Raw genomic sequence first — 18726 nt, forward strand, 5'->3', positions numbered from 1 at the left:
CGACCGTTAGCATGGCCCGATGACAACACCTCCCCTGACCGGACGCACCGCCGTCGTCACCGGCGTGAGCCGCCGCCGGGGCATTGGCTTCGCCGTCGCCGCACGGTTGGCGGACATGGGCGCCAGCCTGTATCTGCAGCACTTCGCACCGCACGACGCCGAACAGCCCTGGGGCGCCGAGGACGTTGACACAGTGATGGACCTGCTGCGGGCACGCCTGCAGCCCGGCGCCCGGCTTGCCCACGGCGAACATGATTTCTCCGCACCCGATGCCCCCGACGCCCTGATTAACGACGCCGCGGCAGCCCTCGGGCACCTGGACATCCTGATCTGCAACCACGCCCGCAGCGGCGGCGACGGTCCCCTGCAGGCGCAGAATGCCGCCATGCTGGACGCACACTGGGCCGTCAACGCCCGCTCGGTGCTGCTGGCCACCGCCCGCTTCGCCGACCAGCACGACGGACGTGCGGGCGGACGGGTCATCTGGTTCACCAGCGGACAGCTGCTGGGCCCGATGCCCGGCGAAATTGCCTACGCCGCGTCGAAGGCCGCCCTCGCCGGCATCACTCCCTCGGTTTCCGCAGACCTCGCCGACCGCGGGATCCTGCTCAACACCGTCAATCCGGGGCCGGTCAACACCGGCTATCTTGATGCGGAGACGGCCGACCGTCCGCTGGAAGTCCTCGACGACGTGGGGTCCGCTTTCCCGGGCGGCCGCTTCGGCGCCCCTGATGATCCGGCGCGGCTGATCGCCTGGCTGGTGTCCGACGAGGGCCGCTGGGTGGTCGGCCAGACGATCAGCACCGAGGGCGGTTTCCGGCGCGGCTGAACCGTTTAAGGCGCGCCGGCGGGCCAGACGACCTCAAAGCGTTCGAACACGATCTCCTCGGACTCGGACCAGGTGGTTCCGCGCGCGGCGGCACTGCGTTCCCAGAACTTCTGATGTTCCCGCCGCCAGGACTCCAGGCTGAGGTCGCCTTCACCTTCGTCCCGGGCGAAAGCCTCATCCGCGTCGGCAAAGCTGCCCAGTTTCAATTCCACGGTCCGCAGGACCACCCGCGGCGCTCCTGTGCTGTCGCAGACAATCCAGTGGATGCCGATCCGCGGCAGCTGCGAGCCCTCGTCCACGTACTCCGAGACCAGCGAAGACGTGGCGCGTTTGCGGCCGCTCATAACCAGGGCCAGCAGTTCATCGGCCATGGCCGGAGAGTCGCCGAAGGTCTCCACGTTGTATTCGCCGTCGGCTGCTGCCTGGGCCGGGAAGGCCAGTGCGTAGTCGTCCCAGAACAGGGCGGCGGCGTCGAAGTCGGGCGTGATTTCGGAAGGGTCGGAACTGTCCATACAGGTCAGTCTGCCAGCCCTGGCGCGTCCAGCAGCCATTCGGCCCAGGGTTACTTGCTACAACGCTCGGAGAGCCAAGCGTCATACATCTCCGGGTACGCCTTCATGATCAGGGGCTTAACCTGCGCTTCAAAATCGGGGTCCGAAGGCCAAGTACCGGCCGCCGTGTTGCGATTGGTGAACTGTGGCTGGGGGTTCCCGGAGGAGTCGAACTTGATCAGGTCTTTGTCGCTGTCGTCCGGGTCGCAACTCGCAGAGAGGAACGGGGACAGGTCCTCGAAGATGACCACCTTTCCACGCGCCGGTCGGTCGTTGGCAAACGCACGGTTAAGCTGGTCCATCTTCTCTTGGGCCCTCGCCTTGGCGTCCGCGTCCTCGATCTTGGACAGGTATCCCTGCGCCTGAAGCTGGTAGGTGCGGAAGTGAGACTCCCACTGAGCTGTCACCGCGGCCGTGAGGGCGGTGGCCTCCGGGGTATTCATCGCCGGGTCGTTCCAGAACTCATCGAACTCGTCGCCGTGGGGGTCGTCCACCTCGCCGGACACCATCGGGAGCAGGGAGTCGGTAATGGAGTCCACCTTGTCTTCCCAATCACGGTCCTGATACCCGAGTCCACCCCTCGCGATGAAGACTCCGACCGCCACTACGGCCATAACCAGCAGGAAAGCGGTCACTGCAATGGCCGTCTTTCCAACCGGTCCGAGTGTAGGCGCCTTCTTGGGAGGACTGGGCATGGGGTACTGCGTATAGCTCATTGGTGCCTTTCGGATGGGCCCATACGGGTCAGTCTGCCAGCCCTGCCGCCGTTAGCGCGGGACGACGGCGGCACCTGGGGCGCCGCCGTCGTCGTACGTGGAAAAGGAGTTACGCCTGCGGCTGGCGGGCCGGCAGGAGGGGGGCGAAGAACCCGGCGAGCTCGGCGGTGGCCGTCAGCGGCAGCACGTTGGCCACGTACTGGTCCGGGCGGACCAGCACCACGGCACCGTTCCGGGAAATTCCGCGCTGCTCATAGATGTCGGCGGTCGGGTCCGCGCCGTAGACCTTCGCCAGGTCGTCGAGCTGGAACGGTCCGACCTGCGGCTTGAACACCGCCGGCACGGCGCCGAGGTCAATGCCCGTGTGGTCCTGCTGGTAGATCACCTTCACGTCGAACCAGGCATTCCGGTCCGCGCCTTCCGGCGTGGCCGCCAGCGGGGAATCCGGCGCGGTGTCCAGCCATTCGGCCAGCTCGGTGACCGGCGACGGGGTGCCGGCGGCTGCGGCGTCGGCGAAGACGTAGATCCGCCACTTGCCGTCCGCCCGCGCCTGGTGGCCCAGCTGCACCGGGTTGGTGTCGCAGACGCGCAGCACGGGTGCGGACTTGAAGCGCTTGCCGAGCGGGAACCCGGCGGCCAGATTCTGGTGCCGAGGTTCGGCAATGAGCACGGAGGGGGTGTACTCGGTCATGAACCCGGCCGGGAACTCGGCGGTGCGCACGTAGAAGTCCTCCAGGTCCGAGGGGTTCTCGAACTCCTCGGGCCTCTTCGCCATGAGCGTGGACCACTCTTTGTCGAAGTCGATGAGGTTCTTCGCGACCACCTGGCGTTCGGCCGAGTAGGTGGAGAGCAGGGTTTCCGGGCTGCGGCCGTCCAGCACGTGGCCGAGCTTCCAGCCCAGATTAAAACCGTCCTGCATGGAGACGTTCATGCCCTGACCGGCCTTGGCGCTGTGCGTGTGGCAGGCGTCGCCGGTGATGAAGACGCGCGGAGTCCGGGTGCCGAGATCCTCGGTGCGGACGTCGTCGAACCGGTCGGTGAGCCGGTGGCCCACCTCGTAGACGCTGTGCCAGGCGACGTTGCGGACATCGAGGGTGTACGGGGCCATGATGCCGTTGGCCTTGGCAATGATCTGGTCAATGGAGGTCTTCCGGACGGCGCCGTTGTCATCTTCGGGCACAACGCCGAGGTCCACGTACATGCGGAACAGGTGCCCGCCCTCGCGCGGGATGAGCAGGATGCTGCCGCCGTTGGAGGACTGGATGGCGCACTTGGTGCGGATATCCGGGAAGTCGGTGTTGGCCAGGACGTCCATGACGCCCCACGCGTGGTTCGCCTTGTCTCCGGCCATGGTGGCGCCGATGGATTCGCGGACCTTGCTGCGGGCGCCGTCGGAGCCCACCACGTACTTGGCCCGAACCGTGCGTTCGGTGCCCTCATCCGGGCCGGCGGTGGACAGGAGGGTGACGGCGACGGGGTACTCGGCGTCGTCGTCGACCTTCAGGCTGCGGAACTCGAAGCCGTAGTCGGGCCGCATGCGGGTGGGCGAGTTGGCCATGAACCGGGCGAAGTAGTCCAGCACGCGGGCCTGGTTGACGATCAGGTGCGGGAATTCGCTGATCCCGGCCGGATCATCCAGGGCGCGGCCGGAGCGCACGATGTTCTCCGGGTTCTCCGGGTCCGGACGCCAGAAGCACATTTCGGTGATGCGGTAGGCCTCGGAGGTGATTTCCTCGGCGAATCCGAAGGCCTGGAAGGTTTCCACGCTGCGGGCCTGGATGCCGTCCGCCTGGCCGATCGCGAGGCGGCTGTCCCGGCGCTCCACAATGCGGGTGGTGATACTCGGGAACTGTGACAGCTGTGCGGCGGTGAGCATCCCGGCGGGACCGGAGCCGACGATCAGCACGTCCACTTTGTCGGGCAGGTCGGCGGGCCGGTCGATACCGGTGCCGGCCGCCGGCTCGATGCGGGGGTCGCCGGATACGTAACCGTGATGGTGGAACTGCACGGGGGTCCTCACTTCGTTGTGCCGTAGGTGCCCGCCGATCGTGTTCGTTATTTGAACAGAACGTTCGATAGTCGAACCGCCGGTGGTCTAGTCACCGTACCGGAGACATGACGCGCGTCACAAGCAGGACCGCGCGGTGCGTTTTTCCGGTGTCACTCCCCCTCGGCCTGCCGGAGCCGGGACACGGCAATCCCCACGAATGCTCCCGCTGCGGCCACCAGCAGCAAAGCGAGGGCAATCATGGCGATTCGAATCGGAAGCGGAGAAACCGCGACGCTCGAAAAGGAAATTCCCGTACCCATCAGTGCGAGGAAAATCGCTGCAAAGGCCGGGGTTTTCGCTGAGGTGCTCATTGCTTCAATATTCAGCGGGAGCGGATTCCTGTCAACTAAGGGGATATGCCGCCGGAGCGGCAGCGTGCCCGTGGTTGCAGCCGGGCACGGTAGCTTGGTGCCCATCAGGCCAACCGCCGGCAGGGAAGAGTTCATGACTGTTACATGCGCAGTGATCGACGATTATCAGCAAGCCGCAACCCGGTTCGCTGACTGGGAACAGCTGGCTGATCAGGTGGAGCTGACCGTCTTCTCCGACCACCTGGCCGACGAGGACGCCGTCGCCGCACGCCTGGCCGGGTTCGACGTCGTCGTCGTCATGCGCGAGCGCACCCCCTTTCCGGCGACCCTGCTTGCCCGGCTGCCCCGCCTGAAACTGCTGGTGACCACCGGGGCGCGCAACGCCTCGATCGATCTGCCGGCAGCCCGGGAGCAGGGCGTGACCGTCTGCGGGACGGCCAGCAATTCGACCCCGCCCGCAGAGCTGACCTGGGCACTGATCCTGGGACTCTCCCGGCATCTGGTCCCGGAGGCAACCGCCCTCCGGGACCGCGGACCCTGGCAGCAGACCATCGGCACCGATCTGCACGGCGCCACGCTCGGGCTGCTGGGGTTGGGGAAAATCGGCTCACAGGTTGCACGGGTAGGCGCGGCGTTCGGGATGGAGGTCCTCGCCTGGAGCCAGAATCTCACCGCCGAACGTGCCGAAGCCGCCGGAGCCCGGCTCGCTTCCTCCAAGGAAGCGCTGCTGGCGGCGTCCGACATCGTGTCCGTCCATCTGGTGCTGAGCGACCGGACGCGCGGGCTGCTCGGGGCCGGGGAGCTGGCGCTGATGAAGCCGGACGCTTTCCTGATCAACACCTCCCGGGCCGGGATAGTCGACCAGCCCGCACTGCTCCATGCGTTACGGCAGCAGATGATTGCCGGCGCCGGGCTGGACGTGTTTGCCGAAGAGCCGCTGCCCGAGGATTCCCCGTTCCGCGGCCTGCCCAACGTCCTGGCAACCCCGCACCTCGGCTACGTCACCGAGCGGAACTACCGCACGTTCTTTCCGCAGGCGGTGGAGGACATCTCCGCGTTCCTGGCAGGCACCCCGATCCGGACTCTGTAGCCGCCGCGGACGTTCGGCTTTCCGCCCGCATCGTCTTCTGGCCTGGGCCGCGGACTTCTATTCTTTGTGCCATGCCGCATCTGCCGCGCCCGCCGCTTCCTGCGGCTCGCATTTCGGACGAAACGCACCGGGTCACCACCTTTGAACTCTTCTTCGACCTGGTGTTCGTGTTCGCCTTCACCCAGGCCACCGGCTTTATGGTGCATGAGTATTCGTTCCTGGGGGTGCTGCAGGGGATGGTCATCCTGACCCTGTTGTGGTGGTCCTGGGCGCCCTTCTCCTGGCTCGCCAACCAGGCACACGCCGATGAAGGACTCATGCGGTTCGGCCTGTCCGCCGTCATGGTGGCCATTTTCATTGCCGCACTGGCCATCCCCGAGGCCTTCAAAGACCTCGACGGCGGCCTCGACGGTCCGCTGGTCCTTGCCCTGGCATACACCGCGGTCCGGATCCTGCACCTGGGGCTGTACGTGTATGCGGCCGGAAACGATCATCCGCTGCGCCGCCAGGTAGCCAAGCTGACCGTCACCGCCACCCTGGGAGCGGCGCTGGTCATCACCGGGGCGCTGCTGGGCGGAACCGCGCAGACCTGGTTCTGGCTCGCCGGCATGGCGCTGGACACCGGCATCACTTTCCTCATCTCCTGGCACGGGAACTGGCGGGTCCATTCGGCGGCGCACTGGACCGAGCGGTACGGCCTCGTCATCATCCTCGCTCTCGGCGAATCCATCGTCTCCATCGGCGTGGGCGCCTCCGAGGTGCCCGTCAGCATCCCGGTGCTTGCCGGTGCGGCGGCAGGTATCTGCTTGTCCATCGGGCTCTGGTGGCTCTACTTCGACGTCACGGCAGTAGCTGCCGAACACCGTTTCGCCGCACTGCGCGGATCCGTCCGGTCGTCGGCCGCCGTCGTCGCGTACACCTACCTGCATCTGCCCCTCGTGGCCGGCATTGTCCTCACGGCCCTGGGCGTGGAGGACGCGCTGGCCCATGTGGAGGAGGGCAAGACCATGGACCGCGTCGGGGCTTTCGCGTTGTTCGGCGGACCGGCACTGTACCTGCTCGCCAGCGCGGGCTTCTGGCGGAGGATGGGCGGCGGCTGGAAGAAGTGGCGGCTGGGCACGGCTGTGCTGATGCTGGTCCTGATAGCCGCTGCTCCGCCGTTGACCTCCCTGGCGGCGCTTCTCCTCGTCACCGCACTGATCGCGGCGCTGGTTGCCGTAGAGAGCCTGCTCTACCGCGAGGTCCGGAACCGCGTACGTGGTGCGCACGCGGCCTGACCCGGGGCTGATGCTTCCTGCCGGTTTGCCGATCTGCGGCAGGATGGAGGCCATGACCGTTGCAAAAACCATCCTGTTGTTCCTGCTGGCCGCTGCCGCCGAAATCGGCGGGGCCTGGCTGGTCTGGCAGTCCGTGCGGGAGGACCGGGCGTGGTGGTGGGCCGGCCTGGGAGTGATGGCTCTGGGCGCCTACGGGTTTGTCGCCACGCTGCAGCCGGACGCCCACTTCGGCCGGATTCTGGCGGCGTACGGCGGAGTGTTCGTGGCCGGGTCGCTGGCCTGGGGCATGGTCTTCGACGGTTTCCGGCCCGACCGCTGGGACATCGTTGGCTCGCTGATCTGCCTCGTGGGCGTCGCCGTGATCATGTTCGCGCCCCGCAGCCCGCTGTCCTAAATGATCTCAGGAGCCCCGGGATTGGCCCGGGAAGACGGCGGCGTCCAATCTTCCGGACCCCGGACCCATCCCCTCGGGGAGGCCAATCGGCTATTCTGTGGACGTCGGCCGCCGTACAGAGTCCGACCCCCGCGAGACCTGCCGGACGGCGCAACAAGCCGCTGCAGAGAGCGCCGATCATGGGCAGTATCGAGGTTCAGCACCCGAGCGTTGCGGACCGTGTGGCAGTTGGCAAGGATCGCCGACAGGCAACACCCGTCTCCGCCCACCAGGGCTGGGTTCCGGCGCCCGTCCGCCCGGACCCCGTCGCCCTCCTCGAAGAACAGAACCTCACCCGCGATCCGGACCTCGTGCCGGTGCGTCACGGCCGGATGCTTGATTCTCCGTTGACCTTCTACCGGGGTGCAGCCAAGATCATGGCCGCCGATCTCAAGGACACCCCTCGATCCGGCCTGACCACCCAGCTGTGCGGCGACGCCCATTTGTCGAACTTCGGGGTATTCGCCTCACCCGAGCGCACTCTGCTGTTCGACCTGAATGACTTCGACGAAACACTTCCGGGGCCGTTCGAGTACGACGTGCTGCGGATGGCCGCGAGTTTCACCATTGCGGCCAGGAACAACTCCTTCACCGACGAAGAGGCGCGTTCGGCAACCCTTGCCGCGGTTCGGGCTTACCGCGAAGCCATGCGCGAGTTCGCCCAAATGGGAACCCTGGACATCTGGTACGCGCGCCTGACGGAGCAGGATATTTTGTCAACGATCCAGCTGGGGGCGGACACCGGCAAGGGCAAGGCGGCCAAAAAGGCGGCGAAGCAGATGGGCAAGACGGCGGAGAAGACCGCCCGGAAGGCGCGTTCCCGGGACAGCCTGCAGGCACTCGCCAAGCTGGCTGAGCTCGTGGACGGGAAGTACCGAATCGTCAGCCAGCCACCGATCGTCATTCCGCTCAGGGAGTTCGGTGATTCTTTCGGTTTATCCGCGGATCAGATGTGGGAGGAATCCCGCGAACAGCTCCGCTCCTACCGGGCCACGTTGCAGGACGACCGGCGCCACCTCCTCGAGCGCTTCGAAATCGTCGATATCGCCCGCAAGGTGGTGGGTGTGGGCAGCGTCGGCACCCGGGGCTTCATCGCGTTGCTTCAGGGCCGCGATGCAGACGACCCGCTGTTCCTGCAGGTCAAGGAAGCAACACGGTCGGTTCTTGAGGACCACCTGCCCAAAAGCAGATACCGCCAGCCGGGCCAGCGCGTGGTGCAGGGCCAGCGAAGGATGCAGGCCGCCAGCGATATTTTCCTGGGCTGGACCAAGGGAGTGCAGGAAAACCGGTACCTGTACTGGCGCCAGCTGCGGGATATGAAGGGCTCGGTAGTCGTGGAAACGATGAAACCCCGCGGGATGCAGTTTTACGCACGCACCTGCGGCTGGACCCTGGCCCGGGCCCACGCCAGATCAGGAGACCCGATCGCGATTGCCGCCTATCTGGGCAAGAGCGAGAAGTTCGATAACTCAGTCACCGACTTCTGCGAGCGGTACGCAGATCAGAACGAGCAGGACTACCGGACCTTCGCGGACGCGGTACGTTCCGGGCGGCTGCCCGCGGTTGAAGGGGTCTAGCCCGGAGCCCGGCTTCTTGAGGAGAACCCGGCAGCGAACCTCATCCCGCCACGTACTCCGCCAGATGCTCCCCGGTCAGCGTGGACGCATCCGCCACCAGATCCGCCGGTGTCCCCTCGAACACGATCCGCCCGCCGTCGCGCCCGGCGCCGGGACCCAGGTCAATGATCCAGTCCGCATGCGCCATCACGGCCTGGTGATGCTCGATCACGATCACCGACTTCCCCGCATCCACCAGCCGGTCCAGCAGGGCCAGGAGCTGTTCGACGTCGGCCAGGTGCAGGCCGGTGGTCGGCTCGTCCAGCACGTAAATACCGCCCTTGCCGCCCATGTTCGTGGCCAGCTTCAGCCGCTGCCGCTCCCCGCCGGACAGGGTGGTCAGCGGCTGGCCCAGGTGCAGATACCCGAGCCCGACGTCGGCGAGCTGGCCCAGGATCCGATGCGCGGCCGGGGTGGCGGCCTCCCCCTCGGCGAAAAAGGCCTCAGCATCGGTGACCGACAAAGCCAGCACCTCCGCAATGTCCTTGCCGCCCAGCCGGTATTCCAGCACCGAGGCCTGGAAGCGGCGGCCCTCGCAGTCCTCGCAGACCGATTCCACCGTGGCCATCACGCCCAGCTCGGTATAAATGACGCCGGCGCCGTTGCAGGCCGGGCAGGCCCCCTCGGAGTTGGAGGAGAACAGGGCGGGCTTCACCCCGTTGGCCTTCGCGAACGCCTTCCGGATCGGTTCCAGCAGGCCGGTGTAGGTGGCCGGATTGCTGCGCCGGGAGCCGCGGATCGGGCTCTGGTCCACCGTCACCACGCCCTCCCTGCCGGAGACCGACCCGGTGATCAGCGAGCTCTTGCCGGAGCCGGCCACCCCGGTGAGCGCCACCAGCACGCCCAGCGGAATGTCGACGTCGACGTCGCGCAGGTTGTTGGTGGCGGCGGCGCGCACCTGCAGGGACGACGACGACGGCCGCACCGACTCCTTGAGCCGCGCCCGGTCCCCCAGGTGCCGGCCGGTCAGCGTACCGCTGTCCCGCAGTCCGGCGAGCGGGCCCTCGAAGGTGACCGTGCCGCCGTCGGTGCCGGCGCCGGGTCCCAGGTCCACCACGTGGTCCGCAATGCCGATGGTTTCGGGCTTGTGCTCCACCACCAGTACGGTGTTGCCCTTGTCCCGCAGCTGCAGCAGGAGCTGGTTCATCCGGGCGATGTCGTGCGGATGCAGGCCGATGGTTGGCTCGTCGAAGACGTAGGTGACGTCGGTGAGCGAGGAGCCCAGGTGCCGGATCATCTTGGTCCGCTGCGATTCGCCGCCGGAGAGGGTGCCCGAGGGCCGGTCCAGGGACAGGTAGCCCAGCCCGATTTCCGCAAACGCGTCCAGCAGGTGCTGCAGGCCGGTCAGCAGCGGAGCCACCGAGGGTTCCTTCAGCCCGCGGACCCAGCCGGCGAGGTCGCTGATCTGCATGGCGCAGACGTCGGCGATGTTGACGCCGTCGATCTTCGAGGAACGTGCCTCGGGACTGATCCGGGTGCCGTCGCATTCGGGGCAGGTACTGAAGGTGATGGCCCGGTCCACGAAGGCGCGGATGTGCGGCTGCATTGCTTCGGGGTCCTTGGACAGCATGGACTTGGAGATCTTGGGGATGAGGCCTTCATAGGTGAGGTTGATGCCCTCCACCTTGATTTTGACGGGCTCCTTGTAGAGCAGGTCGTGCAGCTCGCGCTTAGTGAACTTTGCGATCGGCTTGTCCATGTTGAAGAACCCGGAACCTGCGTAGATCCGCCCGAACCAGCCCTCCATGCTGTAGCCGGGCACGGTGATCGCGCCCTCGGAGAGCGATTTCGCGTCGTCATACAGGGCCGTGAGGTCGAAGTCGGTGACCGCCCCGGTGCCCTCGCAGCGCGGGCACATGCCGCCGAGCCGGTTATAGGTGGCCTTCTCCGCCCGGGTCTTGCCGTCGCCGCGCTCCACCGTAATGGCACCGGACGCCTTCACGGACGGAACGTTGAAGGAATACGCGTTGGGCGGACCGATGGAGGGTTTCCCCAGCCGGCTGAACAGGATCCGCAGCATCGCGTTGGCGTCCGTGGCGGTGCCGACCGTGGAGCGCGGGTTCGACCCCATCCGCTCCTGATCCACGATGATCGCCGTGGTCAGCCCCTCCAGCAGGTCCACCTCCGGGCGGGCGAGTGCGGGCATAAAGCCCTGCACAAACGCACTGTAGGTTTCGTTGATCAGCCGCTGGGATTCGGCGGCCACGGTGCCGAACACCAGTGAACTCTTGCCGGAGCCGGACACCCCGGTGAACACCGTCAGCCGCCGTTTGGGGATCTCGATGCTGATGTCCCGCAGGTTGTTCACCCGCGCCCCCTGCACGCGGATCACGTCGTGGCTGTCCGCTGCATGCGCTCCCTGCCCGGGACCGGTGCCGCCGCGCGTGCCTGTCCCGGCCGTGGTGTCCGTGCTCATTGCCGCTCCATCTGTCCGCGGTGCCGCCCGAATGCGTCCTCCGTGCCGTCAAACCGTCGGTCTGATTCTGCCCGGTTGCCCCGGGCGCGGCAACGGTTATCCGGAACGACGACGGCGCCGCCTGCCCGCCGCCCGGCGCGGCGGGCTGTGGAGGACTATATTCAGGCCTAACCCGGCCGGATTTACGGAAAGGCACCAACATGGCAAAGCTGGATCTGCGGGTACGGCTGGTGGGCAAGGTGCTGGCGAGGACCTCCATTGCCCGTAAGAGCGAGGAGCAGATCCTTGCCGACCAGCAGCGCATCATCAAGCACAATCCGGTGGTGGACTGGGTGCTGGGCGGCGTCGCCTCCGGCGTGAAAATGAAGGACGAGACCGCTGCGGGAGCCGGGGGCCGGATCCCCGTCCGGGTGTACCGGCCAAAAGATGCCGACGGCACACTGCCGCTGGTGGTCCTGATCCACGGCGGCGGCTGGACCATCGGCAACCTGGACATCTATGACTCGCTGGCCAGCACCATCGCCCGGGACGCGCGCGCCGTCGTCGTTTCCCTCGAGTACCGGCTGGCGCCTGCGCACCCCTGGCCCGCCGCCGCGGAGGACTGCTACGCCGCACTGCTCGAGGTGGCCGCCCGCGCCGATGAATGGGAGGCCGACGCCGGCCGGCTCGCCGTGGTGGGCGACAGCGCCGGAGGCAACCTGGCAGCGGTGCTGACGCTGATGTCCCGGGACCGGTCCGGTCCCGCCATCGCTTTCCAGGGGTTGATCTATCCCGCCACAGATATGACCCTGGGCAGCGCGTCCATCGAGGAGAACGCCCATGCGCCCATCCTCACCAAAGAGGAGATCCTCCGCTACGGCAGCCTCTACGTCCCGGATCCGGCGGACCGCAGCAACCCGTATGCCTCGCCGCTGCTCGCGCTGGACCACACCGGGCTGCCGCCGGCGCTGATCCAGGTGGCCGAGCATGATCCCATCCGCGACGACGGGCTGCGCTACGCCGAAGCCCTGCGCAAGGCCGGCGTTGCCGTCCGCGTCACCACTTATGTGGGGATGCCGCACGGGTATCTGGCCTTCCCGCGGCTGTGCCGCAGCGCTCCGCAGGCGTTGGCGGAGTTGTGCGCTGAGCTGCGGCGGCACCTGGCACCGGCAAGGGTCCGGTAACGTCCCGCACACTCCGCTGCCGGATCCGGCTTGAGGATGACGGGGTACCCTCGCTGCATGGGGAACTCTGCCGTGAAACCGCTGCTTCTACCCGCCGTCGTCGCCGCTCTCTGGCTGCTGTCCGGACTGGGATACACGTTACTGGTGAATGACGGCCGGCTACCGGCCGCCTTCACCGCGTTGGTCTTCCCGGACACGCTGCCGATTCGTGCCCAGGTGCTGCTGGACAATCCGGGGCGGGTGCTGGTGGCCGGGCTTACCGCACTGGCCGTAGCGGCCGCCGCGCTGGCACTCCTGCCGGCACCCGGAAGGACCGGTGCCACGCCGCGGCACACCAGGTTCCTGGCAGCATGGATGTCCGTCGCCCTGGCTGCCGTGGCGGGGTCGGCGGTGCTGGGCACGGCTATGGTGCTGGCCGATTGGCCGACAGGGCAAGAGGCATGGGTTTTCACTGTGGCCTCTCCGGTTCTGCTCACCGGGGCGTACTGGGGCATCGCCTGGGGGTGGATCCCCGCCCTCGTGTCACTGGCCGCCCGCACTCACGACGACGACGCCCTGCCGCCGGAGGCGCGCGGCACGGGACCGCGGCGCGGGTGGGCCCTGGGCGCCTTCGTCCTGTTCTCGGCAGCCGTTCTGGTGGCACTGCCGCTCACCGCCCGAAGCCTGTAGCGACGCCCCCGAACCCTCACAGCCGAGGCGCCCGCCGGGCTAGGCCTTTCCGGCGGCCATGACCCCGGCCTTGGACCGCGAAGACATGATGGACCCGACGGACAGCCAGGACATCACCGCCACCGCGGACAATGCCGATCCGATGGACAGCGCCGACCCGAAGGACCCGATCGAGCCGATGGAGCACGCGGAGCCCACGCTGCCGATCGACAACACCGAATTCTGCGATCCGATGGACAACACCGAACCGGATGACCACAACGACAGCACCGAACGTTCCATGTCCGCTCCTCTTCTGGAGAGTGCACCGCTGATGGCGCACCATTCCCAGCACCCTAGCCGCCGCGGATCGGCCATGCCCGGGTACCGGGAGCCGAAAAAGAAAGTGTCAACAAACTGTTGACATGCCGTTCGTGTCAAGCTTTTATTGACACATGAAAACTTCTCGTAGCTACCTGATCGCCATGGCGTCAGTTTTCCTCCTGTTGGGTTTCGTCCTGGGTGGGCTGTATCTGTGGCTCGATCTGAACGGATTCGTGGGCGGCATGTTCACCGGAGCGTCGGTGATGCTGATGATCTGCGGCGTCTATGTCCTGGTGCGGTATGTCTGGTGGGGACGCGGACGAAACGGTGCCGACCGCGCCGACTGGCTGCCCAGCCGGGAACGGACGGATAAGCCGTGACGGACCGGAACGGCACAAACCCCGGCCAGCCCGGCCCGGACCTGCAGGAACAGATCGGCGCATTGATTCTCGGCGCCTACGACGACGCCGGGAACCTCACCGAGGCGGACCACCTTGCCCTGGTGGCGCGGGCGGGTGCCGCCGAGCAGGCCAGCCAGCAGCTGCAGCACCGGGCGGTTGCGGCAGCGCGACGCGCGGGGGTCAGCTGGGCGGCGCTCGGCCGGGAACTCGGCATGACCCGGCAGGCGGTGCAGCAGCGTTTCGGCGGTCAGCAGGAGGAGCCGGCCCCGGGATCCCGGGAACGCTGGCTCGGCCCCGTCACGGCCTTCGACGAAATGAACGAGTTGAAGGTGGCCGGGCAGCTGGGTTGGCGCACCATCGGCGTCGACCTGCTGCGGCACCGGATGCTGCAGACCGACACCCAGTGGGAACACCGCCGCGTGCTCTGGACCCGGCCGTCTTCCCACTACGAAACGGACGGTTGGGAGGTGGGCAGCCGGTCCTTCCCGTGGCTCTATCTGGTGCGGGACCTGCAGCGGGCGCCCGAACCTACTCCAGTGTGACTCCGCTCAGCCGGGCCACGGCCTCGGGGTCCCGGTGGTCGAAGAAGAGGGATTTGCCGGTGTCGAGGTCGGCGATGGATGCCATTTCCTGGGGGCTGAGCTCGAAGTCGAACACGTCGAAATTCTCCGCCATCCGGTCCGGGCGGACAGATTTCGGGATCACCACTACCCCGCGTTGGATCAGCCAGCGGAGCACCACCTGAGGGATGGACTTCCCGTGGGCGGCACCGACGGCCGAGAGCGTGGGATCCGAGAAGAGGTTGTTCTTCCCCTCGGCGAACGGCGCCCAGGACTCATGCCGGATGCCGCGGTCGGTCATCAGCTGGTTTTCGACCGCCCGCTGGTAGAACGGGTTGGTTTCAATCTGGTTCACGGCCGGAACCACGTCGTGGTGCAGGATCAGATCGATCAGCCGGTCCGGGGTGAAGTTCGAAACCCCGATGGCCCGGGCGGCGCCGTCGTTGTAGAGCTGTTCCATGACCCGCCACTCGCCGTAGACGTCGCCGAAGGGCTGGTGGATCAGGTACAGGTCCACATACTCCATGCCCAGGTTCTGCAGCGAAGTCTCGAAGGCGCGCGTGGTGGTGGCCTCTCCGTTGTCCTGGATCCAGAGCTTGGTGGTGATGAACAGTTCGTTGCGCGCCAAACCGCTCTTCTGCACGGCGCGCCCCACGGCGTCTTCGTTTCGGTAGGCCGCGGCAGTGTCCAGCGAGCGGTATCCCGCGGCCAGGGCATTGGTTACGGCCTCTTCGGTCTCATCCGGCGGGACCTGATACACGCCGAAGCCCAGGATCGGCATTTCGACGCCGTTGTTCAGCGTGACGTTCTCCATCGGTTTTCCTCTCGTAGGTCATCCGAAATCAGGACCGGGCACCGTGGGCCCTTGGTGCCGGGCCTGCACGGTTCGAGTTGCATGAGGTCTCCCTGGGGCCAACGGGATCGGTGCGGTGCCCGCGTGGATACCGGGGTGCGGCGCTTAGTCGGATCCGCCGTCGACCCTTCGAGGGTACAAGCGGTGAACCGCAGGCGGGAGGGTCTCCGCGCGGACTCGGCACCGGACGGTGACATTAAAGCTTCGATAAAACCTGTAGCGTGCGTACCCAAAAGTATTTCCGCATTTATTCCGCCGCCTCTAAAAAAGGAAACTGATGGAAAACACCGCCGCGCATACTTCCTTCACGGAATTGTTTTTGTGAGACCGTCGACGTCAAAGGCCGACCACCAGCCCGTGAATAAGCAGGGATTGCTTGCCCGGCATCCAATAGCGGGCTTTTTTGTCCTCGCCTATGCCTTCTCCTGGATCGCGTGGAGTCCGTGGTGGCTGGGGCAGGACGGGTTGGGGGTGCTGCCGATACCGGGTGCGCTTGAGGTAGTGGCGGTGGTCAACCCCCTTGGAATCTTCGGCCCTGCCGCTGCCGCCCTCGTCGTCATCCGCGCAACAGAGGGAAGCGCGGGCGTCCGGCGGTTCTGGGCAAGCGTGACCAACGTTCGTCTGGGCCTGCGCTGGTGGGGCGTAGGGCTGCTTGGCATTCCCGCGTTGCTGCTCGCAGGGGCGGTGCTCCTGCCCGGCACGCTGAGCTCGTTCTCTTCCCAAGGTTTGGCTGGCGTGCTGATGATTTACCCGCTGCAGCTCCTGGGCATCATCTTCCTTGGCGGCGGGCTGGAGGAAGTGGGCTGGCGCGGTTTTGCCCAGCCCAGGCTCCAGCAGCGGCATCCGCCACTGGTGGCCGCGGTTGCGGTGGGCATCATCTGGGCCGTATGGCATGCGCCGCTGTTTCTGACGCGGACCTGGGACACACCCCGCAGCAACGCCGCGGAAATTTTGCTCTACGTGGTGGTCGTCATCGGACTATCGATCGTCTTGGCTTGGATCCGGAATGCAAGCGGCAGCATGCTTGCCGCCGTGGTGGCCCATGCATCGGTGAACGGCTTCCTCGGGGTTCTGGTGGTCACGTTCCCCGGTTCCCTGGTCGAAACCGCAAATTGGTGGGGCCTCGGCGTCCTTGTGGCCGCGGTCGTCGTTGCGCTCGTGACAAAGGGCCGGCTCGGAGCAACAGACCAGCAACTGGATAGCTCCACCACAACGGTGGCAGGTGCGGCGAGCCGCTAGGGAATCCCGGACACCCCAGCCGCACGTGGCCGGTTAGAGGACTGCCGCCGTCGCCCGGCGCTCCTCATCGCTGCGCAGGATGCAGAATTCGTTGCCCTCCGGATCTGCGAGCACCACCCACCCGGTGCCGTCCGCGTTGCGCCGGTCGTCGACTTCGCGGGCCCCCAGCCCCAGGAGGCGCTCGAGTTCCTGATCACGGGTGCCCTCCGCGGGCTTCAGGTCCAGATGCAGGCGGTTCTTGATCTGTTTGGCGTCCGGAACCTCGATGAACAGCAGCCGCTGCGTGCCGTCCTCCGAGAAAATCATGCATTCCTCCTCCCCCGGCCGGTTCGGGTCCTCCGGGTCTTCCCGGAAGCCGAGGATCCGCCGCCAGAACACGGACTGGCCGTAGGCGTCGAGACTGTCGAAGGATGTGTGGGAGATCAGGGATGCCATGGGGAGGAGCCTATTGGGTTTCCTGCGGATATGACACTGCCCACAACGGGGCCCCTCCGTCGGATTTTGCCCGATTCCGCCGCCGTACGATCGAAAGCGGGCCCCGCCCCACCCCAGCACCGAACGTGCCGTGGAAACCGGCAATCCAACCAGGAGGATGCAACCGTGAGCGAACGACTCAAAGACAAAGTAGCCCTGATTACCGGCGCAGCCAGCGGGATGGGCGCCTCCCACGCGCGGGCTTTCGTGCGTGAAGGCGCCAAGGTGATGATCGCGGACATCAACGACGACGCCGGTGCCGCCCTGGCCGCGGAACTGGGCGACGCAGCCCGCTACGTTCATCTGAACGTCACCAGCGCCGAGGACTGGGCCGCCGCCGTGGCAGCCACCCTGGATACCTTCGGCGGGCTCAACATCCTGGTGAACAACGCCGGCATCCTCGACGGCGGTCCGCTCGGCCAGTACCCGGCGGAGCGCTGGCAGCGGGCGCTGGACATCAACCTGACCGGCCCCTTCCTGGGCATGTCCGCAGCCGTTGAGGCGCTGAAGGCGTCCGCGCCGGCGTCGGTCATTAACATTTCCTCCACCGCCGGGCTCGAGGGCATCGCCGGTATGCACGGTTACACGGCGTCGAAGTTCGGTCTGCGCGGCCTGACGAAGTCGGCCGCACTGGAGCTGGCCGCGTCCCACGTGCGGGTCAATTCGGTGCACCCGGGGTCCATCCAGACCCCGATGACCGCCGTGATGGGTAGGCAGAAGCCGATCGACTTCACTGAAACCACCCTCACCCGACCGGCCGCGCCGGAGGAGGTCACCAGCGTTGTCCTCTTCCTCGCCAGCGACGAGTCCAGCTTCTCCACCGGCGCGGAGTTCGTGGTCGACGGCGGGATCACCGCCGGGAAGATCTACAACGTCTAAACCTGCAGTGTTCCCCGGACCGGCACCCGGTGCCGGTCCGGGGCCCCCTACGCCGGCTGGACGGGCTGCTGCAGCTCCGTGACCCAGTCCGCCTGGTCATCGGAGGCTGCACGGATATACACCTCGCGGCACGGGCCGGAGAGCACAAAGCCGCGGGCAATGGTCTCCGTGTGCACGGCCTGCCAGCTTTCCCCGATGCGGTCCATGGTGCCAAGGTGGATACCGCAGATGGCCGTCGGGACGGACGGCAGATCCACCATCTCCACGCCGCCGGGACCGGCAGAGGAGACGGCATACCCGGCCACGATCTGCATACCGTCTTCGCTCACCTCGTACTGGGCGACCGGCTGATCCAGGGATGCGCCGGTGGGTGCCAGCGCATCCGCGACGGCGTCGAACAACGGCCCGACGACGCCGGCCACTTCAGCCTGTTCGGAGACAACGGCGGTGCGGGCGGCCAAACGGACCGCGGGCAGTGACTTCTGCACAATTTCGATCTGGGACATGGCATTTTCCTTTTCAATGAGGTGGAGCCGCCGTTCCACGTCGAGGAGCCGCGCGGCCGCCGTCCGCTGTTCGCTCTCCACCTCGGCCCGCCGGATGCGGAGCATCTGGGCGATCCGGGCGGCGTCGACTCCTGCGTCGAGAATGGAGGCAACTTCCTCCAGGCCGAAGCCGAGCTGACGGAGGGCAACAATCCGGTGCAGCCGTTCCAGCTGGGAGGGATCGTAGGAGCGGTAGCCGCTGAACTCGTTCACGTGGGCCGGTACGAGCAGTCCGGCGGTGTCCCAGTGCCGCAGCATGCGGTGGGTCACCTGGCCGATCTGCGCGAAGGCTCCGATGGATAACATGTCTCAGTTCTCCTGCCTGCCACTGTGTCAGGGTCAAGTTTCACG

Annotated in this window: 20 protein-coding genes; 12 read left to right on the forward strand and 8 right to left on the reverse strand. The window is 66.8% G+C overall.

Going from position 1 to position 18726, the window contains the following annotated elements:
- The first annotated feature begins 19 nt into the window (after positions 1 to 19).
- Positions 20 to 829 (forward strand): SDR family oxidoreductase, encoded by an 810-nt coding sequence (locus N2K95_RS15095; protein WP_260652210.1) that lies wholly within the window; start codon positions 20 to 22, stop codon positions 827 to 829.
- A 5-nt stretch (positions 830 to 834) separates the two neighbouring features.
- Here N2K95_RS15095 and N2K95_RS15100 read toward each other — a convergent pair whose 3' ends face one another.
- The 4 genes from N2K95_RS15100 to N2K95_RS15115 form a co-directional block, all read right to left on the reverse strand.
- A complete protein-coding gene (locus tag N2K95_RS15100; protein ID WP_260652211.1) occupies positions 835 to 1341 on the reverse strand; it encodes an ASCH domain-containing protein in 507 nt (168 codons plus the stop codon).
- A gap of 50 nt (positions 1342 to 1391) precedes the next feature.
- Positions 1392 to 2096 carry a hypothetical protein gene (locus N2K95_RS15105; RefSeq protein WP_260652212.1) on the reverse strand — a complete coding sequence of 235 codons (705 nt, stop codon included), beginning with the start codon at positions 2094 to 2096 and terminating at the stop codon, positions 1392 to 1394.
- Between the two features lie 109 nt (positions 2097 to 2205).
- Positions 2206 to 4104 (reverse strand): FAD-binding monooxygenase, encoded by a 1899-nt coding sequence (locus N2K95_RS15110; protein WP_260652213.1) that lies wholly within the window; start codon positions 4102 to 4104, stop codon positions 2206 to 2208.
- A gap of 152 nt (positions 4105 to 4256) precedes the next feature.
- Entirely contained in the window at positions 4257 to 4457 is a 201-nt protein-coding gene (locus N2K95_RS15115) for a hypothetical protein (RefSeq protein WP_260652214.1), read from the reverse strand.
- Between the two features lie 133 nt (positions 4458 to 4590).
- Between N2K95_RS15115 and N2K95_RS15120 the strand changes: the two genes are divergently transcribed.
- The 4 genes from N2K95_RS15120 (at position 4591) to N2K95_RS15135 (ending at position 8834) form a co-directional block, all read left to right on the forward strand.
- Positions 4591 to 5547 (forward strand): D-2-hydroxyacid dehydrogenase family protein, encoded by a 957-nt coding sequence (locus tag N2K95_RS15120; protein ID WP_260652215.1) that lies wholly within the window; start codon positions 4591 to 4593, stop codon positions 5545 to 5547.
- 71 nt (positions 5548 to 5618) lie between these two features.
- Positions 5619 to 6824 carry a low temperature requirement protein A gene (locus tag N2K95_RS15125; protein ID WP_260652216.1) on the forward strand — a complete coding sequence of 402 codons (1206 nt, stop codon included), beginning with the start codon at positions 5619 to 5621 and terminating at the stop codon, positions 6822 to 6824.
- 52 nt (positions 6825 to 6876) lie between these two features.
- The gene (locus N2K95_RS15130; RefSeq protein ID WP_260652217.1) at positions 6877 to 7218 is read left to right on the forward strand and encodes a YnfA family protein; all 342 of its coding nucleotides are present in this window, start codon (positions 6877 to 6879) and stop codon (positions 7216 to 7218) included.
- A 179-nt stretch (positions 7219 to 7397) separates the two neighbouring features.
- Positions 7398 to 8834 carry a DUF2252 domain-containing protein gene (locus N2K95_RS15135; RefSeq protein ID WP_260652218.1) on the forward strand — a complete coding sequence of 479 codons (1437 nt, stop codon included), beginning with the start codon at positions 7398 to 7400 and terminating at the stop codon, positions 8832 to 8834.
- Between the two features lie 40 nt (positions 8835 to 8874).
- On the opposite strand, the gene N2K95_RS15140 is transcribed toward N2K95_RS15135, so the two are convergent.
- Complete coding sequence (locus N2K95_RS15140) at positions 8875 to 11289, reverse strand: excinuclease ABC subunit UvrA (RefSeq protein WP_260652219.1); 2415 nt, start codon at positions 11287 to 11289, stop codon at positions 8875 to 8877.
- Between the two features lie 200 nt (positions 11290 to 11489).
- Between N2K95_RS15140 and N2K95_RS15145 the strand changes: the two genes are divergently transcribed.
- From N2K95_RS15145 to N2K95_RS15165, 5 genes are read left to right on the forward strand one after another with little or no spacing between them, the layout of a single operon-like run.
- A complete protein-coding gene (locus tag N2K95_RS15145) occupies positions 11490 to 12452 on the forward strand; it encodes an alpha/beta hydrolase (RefSeq protein WP_260652220.1) in 963 nt (320 codons plus the stop codon).
- Between the two features lie 57 nt (positions 12453 to 12509).
- Positions 12510 to 13121, forward strand: coding sequence for a hypothetical protein (locus N2K95_RS15150; RefSeq protein WP_260652221.1), 612 nt, complete (start codon positions 12510 to 12512; stop codon positions 13119 to 13121).
- Between the two features lie 58 nt (positions 13122 to 13179).
- Entirely contained in the window at positions 13180 to 13524 is a 345-nt protein-coding gene (locus N2K95_RS15155; RefSeq protein WP_260652222.1) for a hypothetical protein, read from the forward strand.
- A 31-nt stretch (positions 13525 to 13555) separates the two neighbouring features.
- Positions 13556 to 13804 carry a hypothetical protein gene (locus tag N2K95_RS15160; RefSeq protein ID WP_260652223.1) on the forward strand — a complete coding sequence of 83 codons (249 nt, stop codon included), beginning with the start codon at positions 13556 to 13558 and terminating at the stop codon, positions 13802 to 13804.
- Complete coding sequence (locus N2K95_RS15165) at positions 13801 to 14367, forward strand: hypothetical protein (protein ID WP_255791122.1); 567 nt, start codon at positions 13801 to 13803, stop codon at positions 14365 to 14367. Before N2K95_RS15160 ends, N2K95_RS15165 begins: the two co-directional genes overlap by 4 nt.
- Here the strand turns inward: N2K95_RS15165 and N2K95_RS15170 are convergent.
- Positions 14354 to 15199, reverse strand: a complete 846-nt coding sequence (locus N2K95_RS15170) for an aldo/keto reductase (protein ID WP_260652224.1) — start codon at positions 15197 to 15199, stop codon at positions 14354 to 14356. The genes N2K95_RS15165 and N2K95_RS15170 overlap by 14 nt on opposite strands.
- Positions 15200 to 15595: 396 nt before the next feature.
- Between N2K95_RS15170 and N2K95_RS15175 the strand changes: the two genes are divergently transcribed.
- Complete coding sequence (locus N2K95_RS15175) at positions 15596 to 16477, forward strand: CPBP family intramembrane glutamic endopeptidase (protein WP_260652225.1); 882 nt, start codon at positions 15596 to 15598, stop codon at positions 16475 to 16477.
- A 33-nt stretch (positions 16478 to 16510) separates the two neighbouring features.
- Here N2K95_RS15175 and N2K95_RS15180 read toward each other — a convergent pair whose 3' ends face one another.
- Complete coding sequence (locus N2K95_RS15180; protein ID WP_260652226.1) at positions 16511 to 16912, reverse strand: VOC family protein; 402 nt, start codon at positions 16910 to 16912, stop codon at positions 16511 to 16513.
- Positions 16913 to 17077: 165 nt separating this feature from the next.
- Between N2K95_RS15180 and N2K95_RS15185 the strand changes: the two genes are divergently transcribed.
- Positions 17078 to 17830, forward strand: a complete 753-nt coding sequence (locus N2K95_RS15185) for a glucose 1-dehydrogenase (protein ID WP_260652227.1) — start codon at positions 17078 to 17080, stop codon at positions 17828 to 17830.
- Between the two features lie 47 nt (positions 17831 to 17877).
- On the opposite strand, the gene N2K95_RS15190 is transcribed toward N2K95_RS15185, so the two are convergent.
- On the reverse strand, positions 17878 to 18681 hold the full coding sequence (locus N2K95_RS15190) for a MerR family transcriptional regulator (RefSeq protein ID WP_260652228.1): 804 nt from the start codon (positions 18679 to 18681) through the stop codon (positions 17878 to 17880).
- Between the last annotated feature and the right edge of the window lie 45 nt (positions 18682 to 18726).

Source organism: Arthrobacter zhaoxinii (assembly GCF_025244925.1).
In the GTDB taxonomy this organism is placed as follows: Bacteria; Actinomycetota; Actinomycetes; order Actinomycetales; family Micrococcaceae; genus Arthrobacter_B; species Arthrobacter_B zhaoxinii.